This is a genomic window from Parendozoicomonas sp. 209JJ7-1, from assembly GCF_058147085.1.
The window spans coordinates 127,072-141,988 of record NZ_JBYVJU010000013.1; the positions used below are offsets into that span (position 1 = coordinate 127,072).

Sequence of the window (14,917 nt, forward strand, 5' to 3'; positions counted from 1 at the left end):
AGATTTATCCGGGGAAGCGGGTCGCCACCAGCTTTTCCCACACGTTATTGATAGTTGCAGTCAGGCCACTTTGAACACCCAGCCCCAGCTTCTGTTGCAGGGTTTTCTTCTCAGACCAGCTAACGTGATAAACTCTGGTATCACGGGCATAGCTGTCACAGAGATAGTCATCACTGGTTTTCAACTCATCCACCAGCTTTTTGGCAATGGCCTGGGAGCCATACCAGATTTCACCGGTTGATATCTGCTCAATATCGACCACCGGACGGGCGCGGACAACAAAATCCTTAAACAGATCGTGGGTCTTCTCCAGATCCTCAATGAATTTCTCACGGCCTTTGTCGGTATTTTCCCCCATCACAGTCAGTGTACGTTTGAACTCACCGGCTGTGTGCAGTTCAATATCCACATCATGCTTTTTCAGCAAACGATGGATGTTGGGAATCTGGGCCATAACACCCACTGAACCGATAATGGCAAAGGGCGCGGCAATCAGTTTATCCGCCAGGCAGGCCATCATATAACCACCGCTGGCAGCGACCTTATCGACGGCGATGGTCAGGGGAATGCCTTTATCCCGAATACGCTGCAGCTGTGAAGAAGCCAGACCATAGGTGTGCACCATACCACCCTGGCTCTCCAGCCGTACCAGAATCTCATCTTCCTGGCGGGCCTGACCAAGTACAGCGGTAACTTCTTCCCGCAGGCGACTTACCGCGGAGGCTCTCAGATCTCCATGGAAATCCAGGACAAACAGGCGAGGCTCCATGGGGCTCTCCTCATTTTTCTGTCCTTTTTCTGCCTTCTTCCTGGCTTTCTTGTCTTTCTTTTCCTGCCTGCGTTTCTTTTTCAGGTCAGCGGCATCCATCAGATCCTCTTCCAAGGATTTTTGTCCACCCTCATACTCTTCACTAAGGTCGCGGACCTGGATATGGCCTTTCGAATCTCCCTTCCCCTTGCTGCCCGCAGCGGCAATACCAGCCACAATCGCCAGAATGCCACCAACAATAATGATTACTTTGGTCAGAAACAGACCAATGTCCATCAGAAATTCCAAACGCGTTCTCCTTCACCTTATGGGTACTGATTATTTTCCCGGCGGCTTAGAATAAACCAGAGTTGGGCTTATCTCACCACTCTTTGCTGCCAAATTGCCCCAAAATTGTACTATAAACAAATGCCGGTCAATGTGGTTGACACCTACACGGGTGTCAAATACCCTGAGCCGGCTTGTACATACGAGCCTGTGCAGTACAACCGATAACAGCAAGATTAAAATAAGCTGAACCGGTCTATTAATGACGAAAGGGACATGACGATGGCAAATCTCGTTGAGATTTTTGAGAAGATGCAAGGCAAATTCAATGCCGATGCCGCGGCCGGACTGGATCTGGTGTTTCAATTTGATATTGAAGACGGTGATGTTTATCACCTGATCGTCAAGGATGGTACCTGCAATATCGTTGAAGGTGCCAACGATGATCCCAATGTCACTCTGATTATGGACACCGAAACCCTGACTGGCGTTATGACCGGTGAAATGGATGGCATGCAGGCATTTATGATGGGTAAACTGCGCGCTGAAGGGGATATGATGCTGGCCACCAAGCTGGGTGAACTCTTCCCTAACTAAGCAATCCATTCATTCAGGCACTCGCCCGGGTATTGGAACCGCAGGAGTGTTTTCTGGGATACTCCTGCTTTCCCACCATACTTTTCCACTAAAAGACAAAAACTAACCGCCCGTAGAATTCTCCCGACTAATTCCCAGCGACCGAGGCAACAGCAACCTGAGCAGGCTCATTGATCGCTTTAACAGTCAGCTCATCACCTTTCAGCGTGACCTCATAAATAGCGCCATCCTCCATGGGGAAGTAAGGAGCGGTAATCTTCCGGACTTCTACCGCTTTCAGAGGGTCAAAAAGTTTGACCACCATCCAGCTATCAATACCATAAATCGATGTATACAGACGGCCCTGCCGGGAATGGCCCTGGGTGCGTTCCTGTTCAAGAGTGAGATAACGCCCTTTAATCTGGGTGGGCCTGAACAACTGACCGGAATAACTTCCCAGATGCCAGTGCATATACTCCACCTCAAAAGTCCAGAGATCGCCGCTCATAGACTTCACCAGAAAACCACTGCCAAGGCCGGCCACCTCCGCCTCCCAGGTTTTTGACGCTTTCTTTTTAAAGCTGACAATGGCCAGGGAACGGTTATCTTCCAGGGTTCGGAAAGCGGTCAGATCCCAGACCACCAGCACAGACGCCACCGACAAACCGAGAAATAACAATCCCGCCATTCCTCGAAGCCAGCCCAGAATCCAGCTTGTGTTAAGCAGCAGGCGAAAGGTCAGCCATATCACCAGCAAAGTCGCCAGAACCGGCAGAGCCATAAGCAGAACAGTACTCATCAAGCTGCCACCACCTCATAACCCAGTTCACTTAAACTGGACTCCGCCAGCTCCAGGGCTCGAATAGCTCGTTTGTCACCCACAGCACCGGACTCCACGAAGTACTCCAGGCTGGACAACACATCAGCAAAGGTTTCCAGAGCTGCGTGACTGAGGGGCTCTTCGCTCTGCAGGACCTGCTCACGAAGAAAATCGGCGCAACACTGAATCAACCGAGCCCCCCTCTCCTCACCGGAGAACTGTAGCCCGCCACGGATGGCCTGCAGAGTTTTGGGCAGGTTATCCAAGTGAATCTTGTCGTAGTCTGATTCCAGATAGGCATTAATGGCTCGCTTGGTCAGGGTCAGCCCGGCCTGGGCCTCATCCCAGATCACACAACTGGCTTCGTTCAACTGTCCATAACGGACAGATGTAGAATTACTTTCCTGCTCTTCTGGTACCACCGGCTGGCCAATCACGCCAAGGGTGGCCACCATGGCTTCTACATAGAGCACAGCCTCAGCCACTTCCTGCAACCGTTCACCTTCCGCCACCTGGCCATGTTCCTGCCATACCTGCACCTGAATCTGCTGTTTCTGCAGGGTATTGGCTGCGGAGTGCAGTCCAACCATGGACAGGGTTTTCGTCAGTGTGGACATGGCCGTTACCAGACCGGCGTAGTCCAAGTCCGTACTGCTGGCACCACGACCAGCCAGATCCAGCATATCCTTAACCGCTACCAGCTCTTCCTGCAGAACTCCGGAAAGGGATTTAAAGACATCCGAAGCCGGACCTTCCATCGCTTTACGGGCATCACCCAAAGTACGGTCGGTAAACGGCAGGGGCATAATGGCAAATTCATTCCGTACGACATTGGACAGTGGCCCGCAGCTGCCGGATACCGCCACCAGATAGAGCATCTCTTTCATAAACTCATCGGGAACATCAAGGCTCTCCAAACCGGCAGGCAACTGGAGTTTTCTTAAAAACTGGTCAACCCGGCTGAACAAAATTGTACGGGGACGGGACAGTTCCATTTCCATATCGACAAAGGCTTCCAGACAGGCCGCCAATACCCGACAGAAACGGGAAAACGGCAGGTGCCTGTGCAGTTCCGCCAGATGAGTCGCGGCACGCTGCATCAGGCGTATGCCTGCGTAAGGGCGCTTATGGGATAGAAGACCAAGCAAGCCTATCTGGTACATCTGCCGCAGCCGACGGGTGGTCTGCCGGGAGCGTTCCGGGTCAGCGCACAGAGGCTCTCCGGACATGGCGAGTTCCATCATACGCACCCGGAAAAACTGACTTTCAGGCAGAACAGGCACTCCACGCTGCTTCCGAAGCGTGTTCACTATGGATAACAACAGCTCTGGGAACTCATCATTACGACGCAGAATAAAATCCAGGTAACGCTGAAACACCAGAAGCCCCTGTCCAAGGTCTTCCAGGATACAGTCACTGTCCCGGCCTTCCCGCAGCTCCGTCACAAGGTGCAGAAGCTCAACAATCAGCAATTCGGCCCCGCTCAGTTCCACCATCCTGACGATGCCCACCACCTGCTCCAGAGCCTGGAAGGTTTCGGTCAGTGGCGACACATTACTGCGGTCTTCCGTGAACTGCTCAAGCCGGTGCACAATATTATCTATTGAGCGCTCCAGCTCATCACGAAGCGGCAACAGGGACGCGACTCCAGCCATCGTTAACGCTCCTTCTTGTTCTTGGTTTATCTTGGTTCGATCACTATATCAGTAGCCTATGTACTGATACAGAGTTCCTTCAGCAATCAGTGAACCTTGTCCGGAAACTGCTGTTTCCAGAGGCAGCTTCCAGCTTTCTTCTCAATCACCGCCAGCTTTTTCCGGTGCTGGGCCAGTTCATCCTCGCTGGCCTGCACCACTTTTAACCTGGGCCGGTCAGCACTTAAGCGACGAATACCACCGCTGGCCGCATTCTCTTCCCCTGAGCTTTCAAGGGCTCCCAAAGAGAGAGCGGTCTGGCCACCGGTCATCAGCAGATAAACATCCGCCAGAATTTCCGAGTCAAGGAGTGCACCATGCAGAGTTCGGCTGGAGTTATCTACTCCATACCGCTTACACAAAGCATCCAGACTGTTGCGCTGGCCCGGATGCTTCTTGCGGGCCATGGCCAGACTGTCAGTGATCTTACAATACTGCTCAATATTACCCGGGCCATTGGCCAGCATGCGGAATTCGTGGTTAATAAAGCCCACGTCAAAGGGCGCGTTATGAATCACCAGCTCAGCCCCCTGAACAAAATTCAGGAAGTCCACCGCAATCTGGGAAAATACCGGCTTGTCCTGAAGGAACTCGTTGGTAATACCATGCACTTCAATAGCGCTGGCCTCGACTTCCCTTTCAGGGTTGATATAAACGTGGTAGTGGTTACCGGTCAGTTTGCGGTTAACCAGCTCAACACAACCGATCTCAATCACCCGGTGGCCGAGGGACGGTTCAAGACCGGTAGTTTCTGTATCAAGGACAATTATTCGGGACATGGTTGCTTATCCAATCGCCTGTTCTGTATTGGCTCTTATTTTAACGACTTGCCGGCAGCCTTACGGGCCCCCTGGCGAGCCAGCTCATCGGCCATTTCATTATCGGGATGACCACTGTGCCCCTTTATCCAGTACCACTCTACACGGTGTCGGGCAGACTCGGCCTCCAGTCTCTTCCACAGGTCTACATTCTTGACCGGTTTTTTACTGGCTGTCATCCAGTTTTTGCGCTTCCACCCCGCCAGCCACTCGGTAATACCCTTGCGGACATACTGGGAATCTGTCGTCAGTTTCACATCACAGGAACGGGTCAAAGCAACCAGACCTTCTATGGCGGCCATCAACTCCATGCGGTTATTAGTAGTCTCCTTCTCGCCGCCAAAGAGGTGTTTTTCCTTGTCTCCGTAACGCAGTACCACTCCCCAGCCACCAGGGCCGGGGTTGCCACTGCAGGCACCATCCGTGTATATCTCAACAATTTTTCTCAACGGTTATCCTTCATCAGATCACCGGCAGTACAGGCGGTACTGCCGAAAAGTCGGTTATCATTACTGCGCCAGCGCCGGTCGTAGGGAATCAGTCCGGAACGCTCCTTGATCGCCACAAGCACATAAACACTGCCCATACCCAAACGGTCGGTGGAAATAAAATGCTCTACCTTATGGCACCGGGCCGGGTTCAGCACGCCGGTTAACGGGAACATACCACCGCCATAGTGCAGATGGCATTGCCGAAAGTTCAACAATGTTAACCAGTCATTAATACGCCGAGGCTGGTAGAACCTGGCACGGCGGATAATTTTATCATCACCGATACCCACCATACGTACGGGATTCCACAAACTTCTCGGATTAAACCCCACAACCACCAGCCGACCACCGGGCATCAAGGTACGACAGGCTTCCCGTAAGGTTCTGTGGGGCCGCGCGGCAAACTCAAGGGCGTGGTGCAGCACTACCAGGTTCATACTGCGTGGCTGGATCGGCCATGCGTTAACTGACAACCGCACTGTTGGATCAGGGGAATGCTCATCCAGGGGCGTAAGGAAGGTTTTATGGACGATCTGGGCCTCGTCCAGCAGAGAGGCGTCCGGCAATATGCCCAAGGTGCAGGCGTGGTGCCCAAACATGCGGGGCAACACTGTGCTTAACAGTTGTTTTTCGGTTTCCAGCAAAAACTGTCCACGCTCACTAGCAAGCCATTGCCTGACCGCGGGCAGCCATTCGGCAAAAGAACCACATTCAGAACTACGATTTCTTGCAAACATTCAGTATCCATGACTATTGGCATGAAACAGGTTAACCAGTACGATCACGCTAGCTTTTCATATCCCATCCTGGTTGAAATATGATCTCGATTATCGGACTGCAAGCATTCAATGATAATTATATCTGGATGCTAACCAACTCCAAAAGCCGAACCTGTTACGTAGTTGATCCCGGCGATGGTAACGTCGTTCTGGATGCCTGCCGCAGAGAAGGCGTGGAGCTGGCCGGAATCATCATTACTCACCACCATACTGACCATACCGGTGGCATTGACCTGCTGACAAGTGCACAAGCGGGAAAATCTTCCCTCGTTGTGTACGGACCTGGCAGTGAGAAAATTCCAAGCATTAACCAGCCCCTTCAGGATGGCGATGAAATCACCATTTTTCACGATATCCCCCTGCGGGTGATAGCAACTCCGGGGCACACAGCCGGGCATATCTGCTACTTTGGCCCGCTGCCCGGACAGGGTCCGGTACTCTTCTCCGGCGACACACTGTTTGCCGGCGGCTGTGGCCGGCTGTTTGAAGGCACGGCTGCCGATATGTGGCAGTCTCTGTCAAAGCTTGCAACGCTTCCCTCTAACACCCGGGTGTATTGCGCCCATGAATACACTCAGTCCAATCTGGCCTTTGCCCGGGCTGTAGAACCACAAAACGCCATTCTCAAGCAACGCATGCAGACTGTTCAGGATCTTCGTGCGCGAAATCATGCTACAGTTCCCACCCTGCTATCTGATGAGCGCGAGACAAACCCTTTTTTACGGGTGGAGCATTCGGATGTTGTCCAGGCCGCGAGCCTGCACGCTGATCGTCCGATGACGTCCCCCGAAGACACTTTCGCAACTATCCGGCAATGGAAGGATATTTTCTGAAGGGTGTCATAGACTGTTAAGAAAAACACTGGATTATAATGCAAGATAAGACGCCCAATCAGGACGCATGTTCTCCTGTTTCCTTCAGACTGGCAAAACCACTGGCGCTGGCATTGCTGCTCAGCGGATGCCAGACAATGGTGCCAGAAAAAACCCTTTCTCCGCCAGAGGCATCCCTCAGCGGAAAATCTTCCGCAGCTGATAAGGCCGATAAGTCTCAAACTGCGGTCGCTGTACCTGCGGCCTCTGAGGAAAAGCCAATTGAACCTCAACCGGTACTTCACCCCGATGATCTGGTAGAAGTGATTCGTGATGGTCTGGCACTGAATCTCAATCAGGACAACGCCCGTATCCGCGCGGAGCTGCGCTGGTACAGCCGTAACCAGGGTTACTTTAACCGGGTCTTTGCCCGGGCTTCCCCTTACCTCCATTACATTGTGATGGAAACCCAGCGTCGTGGCATGCCCATGGAAGTTGCCCTGCTGCCAGTGGTGGAAAGTGCCTTTGACCCTTTTGCCTACTCCTTTGCCCGGGCTTCCGGACTCTGGCAGTTTATGCCAGCCACCGGTCGCCATTACGGACTGGAACAGAACTGGTGGTACGACGGCCGGCGCGATGTTGTAGCTGCAACCAATGCCGCCCTCACCTACCTCGAAGAACTCCATAACCAGTTTAATGACTGGGAACTGGCCCTGGCCGCCTACAATGCAGGCAGAGGAACTGTTGCCAACGCCGTTAAGCGGAATAAAAAAGCGGGCAAGCCTACGGACTTCTGGTCTTTGTCTCTGCCCCGGGAAACTTCCGCCTATGCTCCCAAACTGCTGGCCTTGGGTAAAATTGTTCGTGATCCGGATACGTACGGCCTGACCCTGCCCTCAGTTACCAATGAACCTTATTTTGAGCAGGTAGATATCGGTCAGCAGATAGACCTTGCCCGGGCCGCCAAACTGGCCAATATGGAAGTGGACGAACTCTATCAGCTGAATCCAGCTTTTAATCGCTGGGCTACCAGCCCCGATGGCCCACATAAGCTGCTGGTTCCCATTGAGCAGGCCGAGGCTTTCCGTACAGCCCTGAGCGAACTACCTCCTGAGAAACGGTTAAAATGGCAGCGTTATACGATTAAATCCGGTGACAGCCTGATTCGTATCGCTAACCGTTTCGGCACCCAGGTCAGTCTGATTCAGGAAATCAACCAGGTATCCGGTTCCCGCATTGTGGCAGGTAAAACCCTGCTGATTCCCGTGCCCTCCGTGGCCAGTGATAATTACACTCTGACTGCAGAACAGCGTCGTCTTGTAAAGTCCAGCCGCCCGGTTAAAGGCCGCAGCAAAGTCAGCCATATTGTCCGCAGTGGGGACAACTTCTGGGATCTGGCCCGGAAATATGATGTGTCTGTACGCAACCTGGCGTCCTGGAACAGCATGGCACCGAAAGACATGCTGAGGATTGGCCAGAAGCTGGTGATCTGGACTAATAATACAGTAAAAGCCGGCTCTGGCATTGTGCGCAAAGTGAATTACAAGGTTCGCAAAGGTGATAACCTGTCGATTATTGCCTCCAGGCACAAAGTGAAAATCAGCGATATTCGCAAGTGGAACAACTCCCTTGGCAAATATCTGCAGCCGGGAGACAAACTCACCCTGTTTGTGGATGTAACCCGTTAAGAGCGATTATTCAAAACCATAAAACGGGAGCCAGGTATAACCCTGCTCCCGTTTTTTTTGCCTATAGTTTCAGGAAGCACCAATAAAAACCGGATGCCTCTTGCTCTCCATTCACCATTTCACAATAAGCAGCACTCTGAGCTTCAGAAAAATGCGGTTAATGCTGACGCTTAGTCTGATTCATACCAGCCTGTTTGCACAAAATCCGGTTACCTTTACCCATGCCATTGCCATTCATGGTCAGCCCAAACACGGGCCGGATATGAAACACTTTGATACTGTGAATCCTGAAGCCCCGAAAGGTGGCACCATTTCCATGGCCCAGATAGGCACCTACGATACCTTTAATCTCTATGGACCTAATGGTAAAGCGCCTTTCGGATTGTTCTTTACCCATGACACGTTGTTAACCCGCAGCTGGGATGAACCACTCACAAAATATGGTGTTATTGCCGAAAAAATCGAACGCCCTGCAGATAACAGCTGGATCGCTTTTCATATTAATCCTGCGGCCCGTTTCCATGATGGTAAACCAGTCACCGCAAACGATATCGTCTTCAGTTTCAAGGCTCTGACTGAGCAGGGGAATCTGTTCTGGAGGCAGTTCTACCAAGATGTTGAGAGTGTAAAAGCGACTTCTCCATCAAGGGTGGTATTTATCTTTAAAGCCAACAGAAATCGGGAACTTCCCCTGCTTCTGGGGCAGCTTCCGGTTTTGGCCAGCCATTGGTGGAAAGACAGGGATTTTAGTGAAACGACTCTGGATATTCCTGTAGGCAGCGGTCCTTACCAGATTCATCGGTTCCAGCCCGGGCGTTATATTGAATACAAACGCGACCCTGATTACTGGGCAAAAAATCATCCCATCAATGTAGGGCGTTTTAATTTTGATATCATCCGCTATAACTTTTTCCGGGATACCAATGTTGCCCTTGAAGCCCTGAACAGCGGCCAGCTTAACTGGCGTATGGAAAGTGATTCCCGTTACTGGGACAGCGGTCACAGTCGCAGCGCACTGGAGAGTGGCAGGCTGATAAAATCCAGCTGGACCAATCATAATCCCCAGACAACATCCCTTGTTATTAACAGCCGAAAACCTCTCTACCAGGATATCAGGGTCAGGGAAGCTATTACTATTTTGCTGGATGTTGAATGGGCTTTGGGCCATTTGCTCAACAATTCCGCTCTGAAAGCCAACAGCCTGTTTGCCGGAAGTGATCTCGCCGCTCCGGCTCTCCCCGGCTCTGATGAATTGACCATTCTGCTTCCCTGGAAAAAGGAACTTCCACAAAGGCTCTTTGAGGAATCCTGGCCACCGGCCACAGCCATGAGCAAAAGGGAGAAACTGATATATGCCCTGAACCTGTTTCAAGCGGCTGGTTTTTCACTGAAAAAAGGCAAGTTGATTTCACCTGCTGGAAAGCCTGTCACTATGGAATTATTGCTTGGTTCCCCCCAGCAGGAACGGCTGGCCCAGGGGCAGGTGCGGCGTTTTGCTGAAGCGGGAATCATATTACGTATACGAACGGTAGAAAGCGCACGATATCTAAAACATATACGCGCCCTTGAGTTTGATCTTATTCTTCACACTTTCCGCCACACCCCTTCTCCCGGACAGGAACAGTCGCTGTTCTGGAGTGGCGAGAACATTAATGAACCTGGAACCCTGAATCTGGCAGGCATAAAAAACCCAGTTATTGACGCAATTACCCGGCAGATTCCCGCTTCACGCTCCCGAGAAGAATTAACCACTCTGGTACAGGCCCTTGACCGCACACTGCTATGGGGATTTAAGGTGATCCCCCTGTTTTACCATCCTTACTGGCGGGTGGCCCACAGCAATCAACTGGCTTATCCGAACACAATGACACGCTACACCATTGATAAAACAACATGGTGGTCTGTTCCAGCGTCTAAACTGAAAAAGCCAACAGATTAAACACTCGGACAACTATTCTGAGCAGTGAATTCTGAACAGTGAATTCTGAACAGAGAGTAACATTGGCTGCTTTTTTATAAACTGTTTCTATAAGAATGCATAAAACACAATGGGGCCATGAAAACCTATATCTTTCACCGCCTGCTGCTGCTGATTCCCACACTGTTTGGCATTCTGCTGCTGAACTTTATTATTGTTCAGGCTGCGCCTGGTGGTCCCGTAGAACAGATGGTCGCCAGATTTGAAGGTTTTGACACCGATGCCAGCAGCCGTATCAGTGGAGGTAATGAAGCAGACAATCAGGTTAATACCCAGGAATATAATGAACATCAGGGCAGTCACACCCTCTCTCCTGAACTTATCAAACTGATTGAAAAACAGTACGGTTTTGATCGCCCGGCCCACGAACGCTTTCTGAAAATGACGGGAGATTATCTTACCTTTGATCTTGGCAAGAGTTTCTATCGAACCATAAAAGTGACGGACCTTATTCTCGAGAAGCTCCCCGTTTCAATTTCCCTTGGTTTATGGAGCACTCTCCTGGTTTACCTGATATCTATTCCCCTAGGCATAACCAAAGCATTAAAACAGGGGGCAGCCTTTGATACCTGGAGCAGCCTGCTTATCGCTACAGGTTATGCCATTCCCGTATTTTTATTTGCCATGCTGCTGGTTGTGCTGTTTGCAGGAGGATCTTACTGGCAGATATTCCCCTTGAGCGGGCTGGTATCGGAAAACTTTCATGAAATGAACGGAGCTGAAAAAATTTTTGATTACCTGTGGCATTTGGTTCTTCCTGTCGGCGCGCTGGTGATTGGCAGTTTCGCTACCTTGACACTATTGACCCGCAATTCGTTTCTGGAAGAAATCCACCGCCAATACGTCATAACCGCCCGATCAAAAGGTCTGGGAGAATACCAGATTCTGTTCCGCCATATATTTCGCAATGCCATGTTGCTGGTGATATCAGGATTACCCGCCGCCCTGCTCAGCATATTGTTTACCAGTAGCCTGCTGGTGGAAATTATTTTCTCCCTCGACGGATTGGGATTAATGGGATTTGAAGCGGTGATTCAACGGGATTACCCGGTTGTTTTCGGCACCCTTTATATCTTCACCCTGTTAGGGCTGCTGATAAAGCTGGCGGGAGACCTGACCTATGTATTAATTGACCCGCGAATCCATTTTGATGCAAGGGGCACCCTGTGAGTCTCTGGATAAATCTAAGCCCGCTGAATCAAAGGCGATGGCAGATATTCAAATCCCATCGCCGCAGTTACATCTCTCTCTGGATATTTCTGGTAATCTTTACTGTCAGCCTGCTGGCCGATGTTATAGCCAACCACCGGCCTTTGCTGGTGAGCTATCAAGGACAGTTCTATTTACCTTTTCTTCAGACCTACCCGGAAACAACTTTTGGGGGAGAGCTGGATCTGGAACCGGACTGGCAGGATAACTACATATACACACAGATCAGCAACAGTGGCGGCTATATTATTCAAGCCCCTGTTCCATTCAGCTACGACACGATTAATTACCAGCGTTCCGCTCCCAGAGCACCTTCATTTGAAAACTGGTTAGGAACCGATGACCAGGGCCGGGATATTCTGGCACGCGTATTACATGGTTTACGCACATCCATTATTTTTGGCCTGCTTCTGGCCCTGGGAAGCTCTTCTCTTGGAATAACTATTGGCGCAATTCAAGGATATTACGGTGGTGCTATTGATATGACCGGACAACGGTTACTGGAGGTATGGTCCGGTCTTCCTGTGCTTTATCTGTTGATTATACTCTCTGGCCTTGTTGATACTGGTTTCTGGACACTCCTGTTCATTCTGCTGTTATTCTCCTGGATGCCATTAGTTGACCTGGTAAGAGCTGAGTTCCTGAAAGCCAGAAATTATGAGTATGTTATGGCAGCCAGAGCTATGGGCCTGCAAAACCACAGGGTAATTATTCGGCATATTCTGCCTAATACTCTTGTTTCCACACTGACCTACCTGCCCTTCCTGCTTTGTGGTGCAATTACCACTCTTGCATCATTGGATTTCCTTGGTTTTGGGCTTCCCTCCGGATCAGCTTCTCTGGGAGAGCTAATCGCTCAGGGAAAACATAATCTTCAAGCTCCCTGGCTGGGTATTACCGCATTTATGGTTATTTCAGTCCTGCTTGTTGTACTTGTCTTTATTGGCGAAGGGGTTCGGGATGCCCTTAATCCGAGGGCTATTCATGGCTGAACCATTGCTTCAACTAAGAGGCCTTTCTATCATCCATAAGCATCATGGCCCTTTAGTCCGTGATATTAATTTGAACCTTTCGACTGGAGAAACTCTGGCTCTGGTGGGTGACTCCGGAGCGGGAAAATCTCTGACAGCCTATTCAATACCTGGCCTCCTTCCTGATGAAATGGAAGTTACAGGACATATCATTTTTGAAAACAGAAAATTGCGAAATATGTCTTTAAAGCAGTTAAAGACACTGCGTGGCAACCAGATCAGTATGATTTTTCAGGAACCCATGTTATCCCTTAATCCATTGCATAAAGTGGGCAGACAGGTTGCTGAAAACCTTTTTATCCATAAGAACCTGTCCAAAACAGAAGCAATGGAGGAAGCGATAAGCCTGTTTCGTGATGTTGAGCTTCCCAACCCTGAACAGACAATTCACCGTTTTCCTCATCAACTCTCCGGAGGTCAGCGACAGCGGGTGATGATTGCCATGGCCATTGCCAATAAGCCTAAACTCCTGATAGCCGATGAACCCACAACAGCGCTGGATATCACCGTCGAGCAACAGGTGTTGAAACTACTGAAAAAACTGCAGGAAAAATATCATATCGCCATACTGCTGATTACCCATGACCTGGGTATTGTCAAGCAATATTGTGAAAGAATCTGTGTTATGTCTGATGGGCGCATTATTGAACAGGGAGAAACAGAGTCTGTTTTTTTCACGCCAAAGCATCCACACACCCGAAGCCTTATCAACAGTATCCCCTCTGGTAAGCCTTCTCCCGTGCCAGAAAATTCCGGGCAAATCCTACTCCTGAACCAACTTTCAGCCTGGTATAACCAAACTCATTTCTGGTTTAAAAAAAGAAAACAAAGATCTGTTATAAAAGACATTTCTCTTTCATTACAAAACGGAGAAACTCTGGGGCTTGTCGGTGAAAGCGGTTCAGGAAAAACCTCCTTGGGTCTGGCTATTTTGCGAATACTGTCGTCTGAAGGAGACATTTTCTTCCGGAGAAAACCTGTACAGGGTCTGGCAGAGAAACAATTCCGTCTCATTCAAAAAGATATCCAATTGGTTTTCCAAGACTCTTTTGGGAGCCTGAACCCTCGCCTGAATATTCGATCGATTCTGGAAGAAGGACTTGTTGTTCATACGGAGCTGTCTTTGCAAGAGAGAGAGAAGCATATGGTGTCAACACTTAAAGAAATCGGACTCCATCCATCCGTTCTTGACCGATATCCCCATGAATTTTCCGGCGGACAGCGACAACGTATAGCCCTGGCCCGTGCCCTTATATTAAAACCTTCACTTATTATTCTTGATGAACCTACCTCCTCCCTCGACCGAAGACTGCAGCTGCAGTTGATCGAACTATTAAGAAACCTTCAGAAGAAGTACCAACTAAGTTATATTTTTATCAGCCATGACCTTTCTGTTGTTCGGGCGTTAAGTCACCGCATTGCTGTTCTGAAGAATGGACTGATTGTTGAGTCCGGCGAAACGGAACAGATATTCCAAAAGCCTCAACATAAGTACACTCAAGCACTGATTCAGGCCGCTATTAGACAATGACGTACTTTTTGGCTTTTTCCTGATATAAAAACCAGGATAATATACCAAATAATGATTTGGGGTAAATGAAGGGGTTATATATGATTGTATAATATCCTTATATAAAGGTATAAAAATGCCCGAATCAAAGCTGAATACTTTTAGATGCCCCTTTTTTCATCATATTGTATTCATATATAAAACCCCAAACGGAAGTTCCGATCGGGGTTTTATATAGTCCTGAACTAATCAAAGTGAATTAGAAGCCTGACGATGACCTACTCTTTATTATCCCCGAAGGGGGCACATGGACTAACCCCAAAATCATCCCGCACTACCATCGGCGATGCTTCGTTGCCTGAGCGCCTGTGACCGCCAGGGATGGCGGAAATGTCGAAAAGGCAGGGAGCTTTTTTCGACCGGCCATGAAGAGAGGATGGAATCAGGTGATTTCAAAGATTTTCTCCATGTCCAC

At 49.9% G+C, this 14,917-nt stretch carries 13 protein-coding genes; 7 read left to right on the plus strand and 6 right to left on the minus strand.

Translation table 11 applies throughout. The annotated features are described in order from the left end of the window. Positions 1 to 4: 4 nt before the first annotated feature. A complete protein-coding gene (gene sohB, locus ACY2RQ_RS14095) occupies positions 5 to 1,057 on the minus strand; it encodes a protease SohB (protein WP_490113620.1) in 1,053 nt (350 codons plus the stop codon). A gap of 261 nt (positions 1,058 to 1,318) precedes the next feature. Here sohB and ACY2RQ_RS14100 point away from each other — a divergent pair, with 261 nt between their 5' ends. After that, a complete protein-coding gene (locus tag ACY2RQ_RS14100) occupies positions 1,319 to 1,633 on the plus strand; it encodes an SCP2 sterol-binding domain-containing protein (protein WP_490113621.1) in 315 nt (104 codons plus the stop codon). Between the two features lie 127 nt (positions 1,634 to 1,760). On the opposite strand, the gene ACY2RQ_RS14105 is transcribed toward ACY2RQ_RS14100, so the two are convergent. The 5 genes from ACY2RQ_RS14105 to ACY2RQ_RS14125 all read right to left on the minus strand — a co-directional run bounded on the left by ACY2RQ_RS14105 (position 1,761) and on the right by ACY2RQ_RS14125 (position 6,172). Next, a complete protein-coding gene (locus ACY2RQ_RS14105) occupies positions 1,761 to 2,411 on the minus strand; it encodes a hypothetical protein (protein ID WP_490113622.1) in 651 nt (216 codons plus the stop codon). Beyond that, positions 2,411 to 4,087, minus strand: a complete 1,677-nt coding sequence (locus tag ACY2RQ_RS14110; protein ID WP_490113623.1) for a FimL-related protein — start codon at positions 4,085 to 4,087, stop codon at positions 2,411 to 2,413. Before ACY2RQ_RS14110 ends, ACY2RQ_RS14105 begins: the two co-directional genes overlap by 1 nt. Positions 4,088 to 4,173: 86 nt before the next feature. Continuing rightward, the gene (gene dnaQ, locus ACY2RQ_RS14115) at positions 4,174 to 4,905 is read right to left on the minus strand and encodes a DNA polymerase III subunit epsilon (protein ID WP_490113624.1); all 732 of its coding nucleotides are present in this window, start codon (positions 4,903 to 4,905) and stop codon (positions 4,174 to 4,176) included. A gap of 35 nt (positions 4,906 to 4,940) precedes the next feature. Next, on the minus strand, positions 4,941 to 5,393 hold the full coding sequence (gene rnhA / locus ACY2RQ_RS14120; protein WP_490113625.1) for a ribonuclease HI: 453 nt from the start codon (positions 5,391 to 5,393) through the stop codon (positions 4,941 to 4,943). After that, on the minus strand, positions 5,390 to 6,172 hold the full coding sequence (locus ACY2RQ_RS14125; protein WP_490113626.1) for a class I SAM-dependent methyltransferase: 783 nt from the start codon (positions 6,170 to 6,172) through the stop codon (positions 5,390 to 5,392). Before ACY2RQ_RS14125 ends, rnhA begins: the two co-directional genes overlap by 4 nt. Before the next feature lie 80 nt (positions 6,173 to 6,252). Between ACY2RQ_RS14125 and gloB the strand changes: the two genes are divergently transcribed. From gloB to ACY2RQ_RS14155, 6 genes are all read left to right on the plus strand, one after another. After that, complete coding sequence (gloB, locus tag ACY2RQ_RS14130) at positions 6,253 to 7,047, plus strand: hydroxyacylglutathione hydrolase (protein WP_490113627.1); 795 nt, start codon at positions 6,253 to 6,255, stop codon at positions 7,045 to 7,047. Between the two features lie 38 nt (positions 7,048 to 7,085). Beyond that, positions 7,086 to 8,714 (plus strand): lytic transglycosylase, encoded by a 1,629-nt coding sequence (locus tag ACY2RQ_RS14135; protein WP_490113628.1) that lies wholly within the window; start codon positions 7,086 to 7,088, stop codon positions 8,712 to 8,714. Positions 8,715 to 8,874: 160 nt separating this feature from the next. After that, the gene (locus ACY2RQ_RS14140; protein WP_490113629.1) at positions 8,875 to 10,653 is read left to right on the plus strand and encodes an extracellular solute-binding protein; all 1,779 of its coding nucleotides are present in this window, start codon (positions 8,875 to 8,877) and stop codon (positions 10,651 to 10,653) included. A 117-nt stretch (positions 10,654 to 10,770) separates the two neighbouring features. Continuing rightward, a complete protein-coding gene (locus ACY2RQ_RS14145) occupies positions 10,771 to 11,862 on the plus strand; it encodes a microcin C ABC transporter permease YejB (RefSeq protein WP_490113630.1) in 1,092 nt (363 codons plus the stop codon). Next, a complete protein-coding gene (locus tag ACY2RQ_RS14150) occupies positions 11,859 to 12,893 on the plus strand; it encodes an ABC transporter permease (protein WP_490113631.1) in 1,035 nt (344 codons plus the stop codon). The genes ACY2RQ_RS14145 and ACY2RQ_RS14150 overlap by 4 nt, the downstream gene beginning before the upstream one ends. Continuing rightward, a complete protein-coding gene (locus ACY2RQ_RS14155) occupies positions 12,886 to 14,463 on the plus strand; it encodes an ABC transporter ATP-binding protein (RefSeq protein WP_490113632.1) in 1,578 nt (525 codons plus the stop codon). The genes ACY2RQ_RS14150 and ACY2RQ_RS14155 overlap by 8 nt, the downstream gene beginning before the upstream one ends. The last annotated feature ends 454 nt before the right edge of the window (positions 14,464 to 14,917 follow it).